We start from the raw sequence: 9,290 nt of genomic DNA on the forward strand, positions 1-9,290 counted from the left end.
TCCCCTAACACAGCCATAGCATGTTGAAAGCAGATTAGATCAAGACTCATATCCTCTAGCTCTACCACGAGATGCTTTTCTGGTATCTTCATGGCGTTTCTCCTCCTTGAGAATATTGATCATATCCCTCTTGATATTGTCCCACTTGGTATTGTCCTTGCGGTTTTCCACCATCGAAAAATGGTAACAAGCTAATGGCATAGCGAATACGCCCCGATTGACCAGAGCGACTGATGTAATCATGGTCTTTCGTGACACTGGTGATCACTACAGATCCATGGAGAATAGCACTATAGCCGTTGTCACTCATCCAACGGATCATCTGAACGGGTTTGGCTGCACGAATGGTTCTGGTGATGGCATCAAGAGCTACACGGTCCCCAAACTCTTCTGGAAACAACACCCCATGGATGGTTTTGGGATCATTGCCATAGCCGGTAAATTGCAAACCAGGAGCCTCACCAAAACGCTCTAAGCAAACCCAGGAGGCAGAGAACTCTTCCTCAAACGATTGGAAATTCAGCCAGTCCACATAAAAGAGATGTGGACCTAACATCAGCAAAGGATCTCTCATAGACGCCCTCCCCTTGATTGTATTCCTTCCAGCACGTCATTTCTTTCGAAACGTATCATTGCATCTCTCCTATCATTGCGCCATCCTAGCACTTCATCCCTCCCCTCATTGTGTTCTTTCCAGCACGCCGTCTTTTCCCTTATTCTGTAGCCCGTATTACTCTGTCCCGCCATGCAGGGCATTGGCGCGTGCCCGTTGCAAAGCATGGGCAACCGCACGACCAGTGGCCATGGGTTCACGCGCCCCATTGACATGTACTGTGACATTTTGATTGTGGGTGATGGGGGAGCGGTCTTTGTCTCTTGGTTCTCTGGCAGATGAATTTACAGGAGAAGCCCCCGCAAATTGTGCTATGGGCTGGATGGACGTTTTACCCCCCAAAAAACTTGGCAAATAATCTCTTACATCAATCGACCCAATCCACCCCTTTATGCGGTGAGGTAAAGATTTACAAAAATCCGTCAATTGTGAGATGGACGACATAAAACCATCAACAATCCAACTCGCTAAATCTTCACCGGCTTGTTCCATACCAGCCTTGGCACTCTCTGTGAGCTTTTCGCGGGCAAAAAAGCTTCCCAACCACCCCCAAAAGTTGGAAAAGCTTTGTTTAACGCCCTCCCACAAATTGCCAAACCACTCGACAACAGAGGAAAGCCCTTGTTTGAACTTTTGCCAATGGGAAGAGAAGTCGAAAGCAGCAGCAATGATGTTTTTCCATTTGGTAATGGTGGTGGTATCGGCACCCAAAAAGCGCATGACGGCTTCAAAGGCTTGGCCCCAAGCCCGTGTTATCCCCCGTGCAAAACCTTTGACAAAAGAAGAAAAACGATCCCAATATTTCCACAAAGCAAAACCAGCTGCCAATATGACAGCCACAACAGCAGCAACCACAGCCCCTACCGGGGTAAAAATCCCCCCCCACAACAGAGGCAATACCTGCCCCAACCACTTCCGGTCACTGTCCCGATCCAACCAAAGCTGCTCGCAAATGCCGCCCCTGAAACGGCTATCCCCCGTAAAGCCCCCACAAGTAAAGTCATGGAGCGAAGAAGACGCAGCGCACTCCCACCAAGCCCTGCTGCCATTAAACCCAATGAGCGCCCTGAAGCGACTAAGCCGCGCCAACTTGCTTTCAGCGTGCGGCTAACAGCACCCATCTTGATAAAAGAGCCCATCAATTGAAGAAGCCCAAGGCGGGTTCCCGCCATGGTAAAACGTACAACCCGCAGAGCAATATTAAAAGCCATGAGGGCGGCAATGGTCTTGATGATCACAGCGGTTAAAGTTGGATGCGCATTCGCCCACGCCATCAGTACATTGACAAATCCCCCAACACTTTCCATGAGACTGTTGAGAGGAGGCAGGAGCACTTCACCAATGGTGATACCTAAAGCCACAATACGGTTTTGCAACAACTCAAATTGCCGCATAGCACCGGTTGCTTGTTTGTCTGCCTCTTGCTCTACAGAACCTTTAAAGACTTGTGGATCTTTCACATACTCTAAAGCTTGCCCTAACAATTCGGGGTAGCCCACCAATTTGGCAAAATCACCGGTAAAATCGCGCCCTGCAATGGCAATCAGAGAACGCATCCCTTGTTCGGATTTGCCCAACACATTAAAAAAGCGCACCAAGGTACCGGTGGCATCTTTCTCTAAATCTTCCATAAATTTTTGGCGGGAGAGCCCAATATTGCTAAAGGCATCTTCAATATGTTTGACCCCTGCTTGAATGCGCGCACTCATCGTATTAAAACCACGCGCCGCACTCTCTGGTACAATTCCTGCAGAAATCATCGCTGTACCAAAGGCTGCGGTTTCGCGCGCGGTCAACTTAAACATGGTAGCCGCACCGGTGGCACGATTGGTAAAATCAGACACCTCACTGGCCTTTGCTGCCATATGGTTAGAGAGATGGTTGATCGCATCCCCTAGATCTTCAATGCCTGCTTGATTAAGCTTAAAGACATTGCGTAATTTGGCAAAGCATTCCCCAATCTGATCCCCGCTCATATCAAAAGCAACAGCCGCTTTGGCCGCATAAATGCTAAAAGCCTCGAGATCTTGTTCACCAATGCCTGCTTGGCTGGCACTGGTCATCAATTCTAAGACTTCACGCGCTGCCAAAGGGATTTTTGTGGAGGTTTCCAAAGCAAAATGGCGCAATTGTTTTAAACGATCAAGGGGGGCATCCAGAACCTTTTCCAAGCCCTTCATTGATTGATCAAATTGCATGGCTTTATAAAGAGGGGCAATCAAGGTTGCGGTTTGAGCAACCGCCCCCACCATACGCCCACGCGCATGAATATAAGCATTTTGCGCTTTTTCTGTAGATTCCTTCAAGTGCTCAGGGTCAAACCACCCTTTAAAATGCTTTCGTGTCTGGCTTTGGAAATGCGCAACATCTAAACTAAAGGCTTTTAAGTCTCGCTTGGCAGAAGCGATCCCCTCTTGCAGATGATTAACAAAACGCACAACAAGAGAAACATCCATGATCGCATCTTATCCTAACATTTGGCTTTCATATTCTTGAGCTTTCAGGCGCGCGAGTTCTTCTCGATAAGCAATCACATCAAGCCAATCCATCTGGTTAATCTCTGAAGGCGCCCAGTGATAATAAAGGGCTAGTTCTGCCCCAAATTGTCTGGCAGAGAGGATTGGCGTGTGGGAAAAAAAGCAAAAAATGCCTTAAACACTGCCATAATATCGATAACATCAAGACGATTAATAAGTTCAACAGATTCATGAGACATATCGGCTAAAAGCACGGCTATTCCTTCCATCGCCTCATGGGTAAGCAAAGCCTCACAAAGCTTGAGAATGAGAACATCATTGCTCAATGTTGTTTTATCCTCTTCTACAGCAGGCAGAACGAGCTTTGCCAGCTGCGGTCCAATCAACACCGCTAATTGGCGTGCTTGCTTGAAGGTGGGGCGATAAAAGGTCAGTTTTTTGCAGAGAGATTCTTTGCCATTTTTGTCCTGATAAAGAATGGGAATAGCTAATTCCACATCAAGACTGGTTTGTAAACTTGTCATGATCAATTCCTATAAATGAGAGCCCTATCAATAATGAAAGCTGATAAATTGAGAATAGAGCGGCGGCGAGAACCGATCTCTTGCCCATTGCGCACAAGCCAACCACCCCGTTTAAAAGAAAAGCGGTGCAAAACAGAACCATCCCAAAATTCCGTATAATCCCAAATATTTTTGATCTCGCAATCATAGCCCGTTGCTTTTCCAGCGGTTAAGCCTTCACTATCCACTTTGACCAAGCGCCCTGTGACATCAATGGAATGTTCATGTTCGCGCCCGTCTTCTTCAGAGATCACATGTTTTTTGCCAGTGAATTTATGACGAAGACCAGGAGGACCACCAAAGATACCGATAATTTCGGGTGTGTGGCTGCGAATTTTCATTTGCATGCTCAGAGCTTTCACACCAAGACCGCTCACATCAATTTGCAGATCAGAGCCCCCGGGTTGATAGGTTTCGGTGATTTCTTCCAACGTGGGCAGTTTTAATGTCTCAAGATCAAGGTGAAGATTCACATCATCATCAACAATCAGCGTAAAACCGCGTACAATGCGTAAAGTCATGCTTTAACTCCTTGCTGCTTTGCGATAGCTCTCCAGCGTATCACCAAATTGATAAGTCATTTTCTTTTGGATATCTTCAGCCAATCGATCAAAATAAGCGCTATTGCGCCGGCTGCCGAAACTCAAATCTTCTAGAGGAGGTACTTCTTCTGCATCAAACTCGACCCGCAATTTTCCCAATTGCAAAGTGCTGTTGGAATTTAAATCACGGTCAAACCAAACCCGCCCACCAAGCAATGCTCCACGTGCAATCAGATCATCAAGAAACTGCGTGAGGCTGCGAGTAATAGCAATGACATGTTGACCGGTCAGATTCTCATCATTCGCCCAAGGGCGCAAATTGTTGATGATGGTTTTTTCCAAGGCTGAACGGGTGCGCACTACATTAACAAAGCGCCAGAGTGGATCACTCGAGGTGGTGTGATTGCCCCATAAAATGCGCCCATTGGCAGCAGTTTTCCCATGAGCATTTTGGCTAAGGCGGGCGGGAATAAAGGTGGCAATATCGGCTTGATTGAGACGATTAGCCTCATGATCAATTTCCCCATCAAAATAGCTAATGGGGCGTGCGGTGCCTAAAATGCCTTTGACATCTTGATTGGAGGGAAACCAAAAAACACCACCCCTTTGCTTATCACGTTTGATAAACATAGCAGCCACAAAAGGACTTGCGGGCTTTATACTCACACCTCCCTCACGATTTGCCACCCGTACAAAGGGATCAATCAGATAACAAAAGCGTGAGGAGAAATCTGCACGATAGGCAAGGCTTTCTTGCGTATTTTTACCCCCCGTATCAAACACAGCAATGGCTTGTAGCTTTTCTGCCACTTGTTCCAAAGCATCTGCCACAGGGTTTTTGCCATTATCAAGGCGCCCTGCACTATAAGCCGGAGCAAGTAAAATTCCAGGTTCCACACCCAAATGCCCCCGCGCATGAGCCAAGGCATGCACACCAGTCAAGTGAGTATTGGATCCCACCATTTCAGCTTGTGTCTCAGCTATGGTTGACTTTTCTTCCACCCGCACAAAGATCACTTGTGCCTCAATCCCTTGCGCGCGCACGGCATCAATCACATCAAGGGCTGTGCCCCGTGTCCCAAGCTTTTGGATTTTGTCTGTCTCATGGGTGAAGACCAACACGGGCTCGTTAAGGGGATAAATTTGTGCATCCGCATCAGGGGCTGTAACAACCGCCCCAAGGGCGGTTTGGCTAAACATCTCTAAGGGTCGAGATGCTTGACCATCCTCAATGAGGCGGATACCATGATTAAATTCTATTGCCATTTTGCTCTCCAAATCAATGGAGAGACAATAACAACACTCATCCTCTCTCATAAGTCTGACACTGTCAGTCAAAAAGGACTTTAAAGGGCTTTGAAAGAGCGATAAAAGGACTTAAAAACATATAAGCCTGCTTATAGAACAGCTATCCATTTGACTTCTGTCATATCTTGGTTACTTGTACATCCATTTATTCTTTCCATAATCTTATAAGAACAGCGCCATCAGCACCAGCACCGCTTGGAGCATCAGTTCCATGAGAGCCCGCACCGCCACCACCAAAACCACGCCCTGCTTTTCCTGAACTGTAGGAACCTAGTTCTATCCCTCCAGCGCCTCCTCTTGATGTATCACCCCCAGCATCATATGCACAAACTCTTAAAGATAATAATTTTAGCGCTTGTCGTTTTAATTTTTCCAAATAATTATACTGTATTTTGGTACTTAGATATTGTTCTTTGGTACTCTTTTTTAGTTTGTTCATTCTTTCTCACGTTGCGTACACGTAGTCTAATAAATATATCGATTTACACAATACAGTCGTCTATTAAAAAGACAGAAAGCTAGAAAAAGCGCTTGATATTCAATTTGGTAGGTATCAAAATGAAAAAAGTGAAAAAAATTGCAAAGTCGCTTGACAGTGAGAATGGATTGTCTTAAGAGAATCACAAGTGCTGAAAACACTTAGCGTTAAGCGGATAGGTTACGAAACAGCCTCTCCCATGCCTTAAATATTGATTGTCTTTTATGCTTATTGAAGCGTATAGTGATTTGGGTCGGGTGTGCTATGCCATATAATACCCTCATGGGAAAAGCATAGCGACGGACTTAACGCCGTGTTTTCAACGCCCGGCGCCCTTATAGGGTGTTAATTGAAAACTTTATTACGTTAAGGAAACATTCCAATGAAAAAATATGAATTTACAGATGAAACGATTGTAGCAGGTATTCACACGTTACGCCGTATTAGAGCTGTTAAGGATTTTGCTGATGTAAAAGCAGGTGATTTAGGTGGTTTTATAGAAAGTAGTATACACCTTTCCCATGATGGCGACTGCTGGGTTAGAGATAACGCTCGTGTCTGTCAAAGAGCTCGTGTTTATGGCAATGCGCAAATATCTGGCGATGCATGGATTTATGGTGATGCGCGTGTTTATGATAATGCAAAAATTCACGGTAAGGTTTGGATAGATGGTCATGTTTATGGCAATGCTGAGGTTTTTGGTGAGGTACAAACTCTACGAACCACTCGTATTTTTGATAATGCTAAGGTCTATGGAAAAGCAGATGTTAGAGGCAAGGTTTATGGGAATGCGCATGTATTTGGCAATGCTAGCGTTGATATGTATGCTGAAGTTTATGGCAATGCCAAAATTTGTGGTCAATGTTAGCATTTGTGACAATATCATAATCGATGGTCGTGAAAAAATTTTAGAGCAAGTTGCCTAAAAAAGCAGCGTAACTAACGGTGCAGGGCGGCTGCTTTATAGCAAAAAATAAAGTCGTGTCTTTAAAGGACGCGGCTTTATTTATTTTACACGTAAAAATGCAAGCGTTTAAATGATGTAAAGTAGTATTAATATTTATATTCAGTTAGTTATAATAACTATTTAAATTTATGAATACCATTCATACAGATAATACATTAAATATATTAATTATCTTATTGAAATAATTGAAAAAATAATAAAATTATACTAAGATTTTTCACATATTTAAACACAAACTTAAGGTAACAAAAAACATGCTGAATAAAGTGATGTTAATTGGCTATTTAGGGGATGATCCCGAAAGCAAAACAATGAATTCTGGTGCCGAAATAGTCAATTTTAGGTTGGCTACTTCTGAAAGCTATACTGATAAAAAGACCCATCAAAAAGTAGAGAAAACCGAATGGCATTCCGTAGTGGTTTTTAATCCACATTTGGCAAAAATTGCTCTTCAGTATCTCAGTAAAGGTTCAAAGGTTTGTTTACATAGAAGGCAAATTACAAACCCGTAAATGGCAAGATAAAAACGGTCATGACCGTTACACAACAGAGATTGTCTTGTCACAATATAAAGGCGAGTTGTATTTGCTTGATGCAAAGAAAGAGCAATCTGCACACCCCTCACCCATTACTTCTCAAAATTATGCTATCGTCTCTGGTGCCTCCGATTATAGCGCATCTCTTAATGATAGCGTCCCATTCTGATTGAAAAAATATGGCTAAAAGAAAAAAACATGCAAAACGTGGACGTCCACGGATTAAGGGATGTACCAGAGAACCCAATGGTCGTATCTCACGAGCCAAAACACCACATGAACCCATAAATAAATTGGCAATAGAAATGCGTGCCAAACGCTTTGGCTTGACCATAGAAGAAGAAAAAAATCCACTTTCCGGTACTTATATCGGACGGCTTTATCTGAAAGGTGTGATTAATCAAGATCAATACGATGTTGCACAAAAATATATTGAAGTGAAAAACAACTATTTATGTGCAAAAGGATTACATAATGCAATTTATGATAAAATGCCCTCATCTTCTGATGAAGCAGCTAGAAAAAAATGGGTTGAATTTGCAACAAAACAATTTTTGAATATGCAAGAGGTAATAAAAGAAACACAATACCTATATAAACAGCATAATTTTTATGCTGCGCTACAGTATCTTGTTAGTGAAGATCAAGAATTACCGTACCTTGTACCTTCATTGCGGATAATCCTTAACGCTCTCCAGAAACATTGTGGTTATTAAAAACATTGACTTAAAATAAGAAAAAGTATAGTGTATAAATATATACACATTATGAGATTAGGGAATGAAACAAAACAGCCGAAAGATAATTGCAAAATTAAAACGCGATGGCTTTGAACTTGTAAAAGTAAAAGGTTCGCACCATAAATTTAAAAAAGACGGTAAGGTTGTTATTGTTCCACATCCTAAAAAAAATCTTCCAATTGGTACAGCGCGTTCTATTGCACAACAAGCAGGCTGGTTTAAAAAAGGAGAAGAAGAATGAAAAGATTTTTTGCTCTTGTTCATAAAGATGAGGATTCTGCTTTTGGTGTTCAATTTCCTGATTTTGAAGGTCTATTCTCTGCTGCTGATGAAGAAGAAAATCTTATCATAAATGCAACCGAAGCTTTACAACTTTACTGTGAAGATATGGATACAGTGCCTGTTCCTTTAAAATTTGAAGAAGTGATACAACAGAAAGCTGTCAAAAAAGCTTTGTCAGAAGGAGCTTTTTTAATACAAGTTCCTTTTATTGAAAATGATTCAGAAGTCGTACGTACAAATATATCAATTGAACGAGGGCTTTTGCGTGCAATTGATAATTGTGCACAAGAGAGAGGCTTAACAAGATCTGCTTTTTTGGCAACAGCAGCCCGTCACGAGCTTAATATTTAGCCCATCAATATGGAGAAATTTCTCACTCTAGATTTTTTTGCAAAAGCGTATAATTACATATGATATACAAAATATTAATGAAAATCAAAAAGCGGCAGGCAAACAAAACGCTATAGTCAAGAGTGATATAACTATCATTGATATCATATACACGGCATCTAATATTTCTGGACCTGTCATTTCCTTTCTCTCCTATACTGCTCAATATTTATAAATATTTAGATAAAAAATACAAAATATAGATTTTTTCTATTGACAATGTGTGAAAAATTTTATTTAATGGTTTCACTGTACTAGTTGTATTGTATCTAAAATTCAAAAATATCCCCTAAAATTTGATAAAATATTAAGCTTTCAAGAGGGCTTAAAGTACTGTTTTTATTGATAAAACAGACTAATCTATTTTGCACATATCAAACGCCATTCAGTAACC

At 42.3% G+C, this 9,290-nt stretch carries 10 protein-coding genes and 3 pseudogenes; 6 read left to right on the forward strand and 7 right to left on the reverse strand.

All coding sequences use genetic code 11. The features are described from left to right. The 7 genes and pseudogenes from PVV66_RS08735 to PVV66_RS08765 form a co-directional block, all read right to left on the reverse strand. Nucleotides 1–92 (reverse strand): annotated as a pseudogene (locus PVV66_RS08735) (phage tail protein); the annotation flags it as partial. After that, entirely contained in the window at nt 89–574 is a 486-nt protein-coding gene (locus PVV66_RS08740; protein WP_273719438.1) for a phage tail protein, read from the reverse strand. The pseudogene PVV66_RS08735 and the gene PVV66_RS08740, both read right to left, overlap by 4 nt. A 156-nt stretch (nt 575–730) precedes the next feature. Then, the gene (locus tag PVV66_RS08745) at nt 731–1,549 is read right to left on the reverse strand and encodes a hypothetical protein (protein WP_273760982.1); all 819 of its coding nucleotides are present in this window, start codon (nt 1,547–1,549) and stop codon (nt 731–733) included. After that, nucleotides 1,474–3,069, reverse strand: coding sequence for a phage tail tape measure protein (locus PVV66_RS08750; protein ID WP_273760983.1), 1,596 nt, complete (start codon nt 3,067–3,069; stop codon nt 1,474–1,476). Before PVV66_RS08750 ends, PVV66_RS08745 begins: the two co-directional genes overlap by 76 nt. A 131-nt stretch (nt 3,070–3,200) precedes the next feature. Further along, a complete protein-coding gene (locus PVV66_RS08755; RefSeq protein WP_273719486.1) occupies nt 3,201–3,614 on the reverse strand; it encodes a hypothetical protein in 414 nt (137 codons plus the stop codon). Nucleotides 3,615–3,616: 2 nt separating this feature from the next. Next, the gene (locus PVV66_RS08760; RefSeq protein ID WP_273719484.1) at nt 3,617–4,174 is read right to left on the reverse strand and encodes a phage major tail tube protein; all 558 of its coding nucleotides are present in this window, start codon (nt 4,172–4,174) and stop codon (nt 3,617–3,619) included. A gap of 3 nt (nt 4,175–4,177) precedes the next feature. Beyond that, entirely contained in the window at nt 4,178–5,461 is a 1,284-nt protein-coding gene (locus PVV66_RS08765; protein WP_273719482.1) for a phage tail sheath C-terminal domain-containing protein, read from the reverse strand. Nucleotides 5,462–5,815: 354 nt separating this feature from the next. Between PVV66_RS08765 and PVV66_RS08770 the strand changes: the two are divergent. The 6 genes and pseudogenes from PVV66_RS08770 to PVV66_RS08795 form a co-directional block, all read left to right on the forward strand. Then, nucleotides 5,816–6,025, forward strand: a pseudogene (locus tag PVV66_RS08770) (hypothetical protein); the annotation flags it as partial. Nucleotides 6,026–6,363: 338 nt separating this feature from the next. Next, nucleotides 6,364–6,849: a hypothetical protein gene (locus tag PVV66_RS08775; RefSeq protein WP_273719480.1), complete on the forward strand. Its 486-nt coding sequence runs from the start codon at nt 6,364–6,366 to the stop codon at nt 6,847–6,849. 353 nt (nt 6,850–7,202) lie between these two features. After that, nucleotides 7,203–7,653: pseudogene (gene ssb, locus PVV66_RS08780) on the forward strand (single-stranded DNA-binding protein). A gap of 10 nt (nt 7,654–7,663) precedes the next feature. Continuing rightward, nucleotides 7,664–8,200: a hypothetical protein gene (locus PVV66_RS08785; protein WP_273719479.1), complete on the forward strand. Its 537-nt coding sequence runs from the start codon at nt 7,664–7,666 to the stop codon at nt 8,198–8,200. 64 nt (nt 8,201–8,264) lie between these two features. Next, nucleotides 8,265–8,465, forward strand: a complete 201-nt coding sequence (locus PVV66_RS08790; RefSeq protein ID WP_273719477.1) for a type II toxin-antitoxin system HicA family toxin — start codon at nt 8,265–8,267, stop codon at nt 8,463–8,465. Then, nucleotides 8,462–8,857 carry a type II toxin-antitoxin system HicB family antitoxin gene (locus PVV66_RS08795; protein WP_011180290.1) on the forward strand — a complete coding sequence of 132 codons (396 nt, stop codon included), beginning with the start codon at nt 8,462–8,464 and terminating at the stop codon, nt 8,855–8,857. The genes PVV66_RS08790 and PVV66_RS08795 overlap by 4 nt, the downstream gene beginning before the upstream one ends. Nucleotides 8,858–9,290: the final 433 nt, after the last annotated feature.

It is taken from the genome of Bartonella sp. AU16XJBT (assembly GCF_028618665.1).
GTDB lineage: Bacteria > Pseudomonadota > Alphaproteobacteria > Rhizobiales > Rhizobiaceae > Bartonella.

Coding starts and splice junctions, on each gene's coding strand:
- PVV66_RS08795 (WP_011180290.1), top strand. CDS start 8,462: ATGAAAAGATTTTTTGCTCTTGTTCATAAAGATGAGGATTCTGCTTTT.
- PVV66_RS08760 (WP_273719484.1), bottom strand. CDS start 4,174: ATGACTTTACGCATTGTACGCGGTTTTACGCTGATTGTTGATGATGAT.
- PVV66_RS08775 (WP_273719480.1), top strand. CDS start 6,364: ATGAAAAAATATGAATTTACAGATGAAACGATTGTAGCAGGTATTCAC.
- PVV66_RS08785 (WP_273719479.1), top strand. CDS start 7,664: ATGGCTAAAAGAAAAAAACATGCAAAACGTGGACGTCCACGGATTAAG.
- PVV66_RS08750 (WP_273760983.1), bottom strand. CDS start 3,069: ATGGATGTTTCTCTTGTTGTGCGTTTTGTTAATCATCTGCAAGAGGGG.
- PVV66_RS08790 (WP_273719477.1), top strand. CDS start 8,265: ATGAAACAAAACAGCCGAAAGATAATTGCAAAATTAAAACGCGATGGC.
- PVV66_RS08740 (WP_273719438.1), bottom strand. CDS start 574: ATGAGAGATCCTTTGCTGATGTTAGGTCCACATCTCTTTTATGTGGAC.
- PVV66_RS08765 (WP_273719482.1), bottom strand. CDS start 5,461: ATGGCAATAGAATTTAATCATGGTATCCGCCTCATTGAGGATGGTCAA.
- PVV66_RS08755 (WP_273719486.1), bottom strand. CDS start 3,614: ATGACAAGTTTACAAACCAGTCTTGATGTGGAATTAGCTATTCCCATT.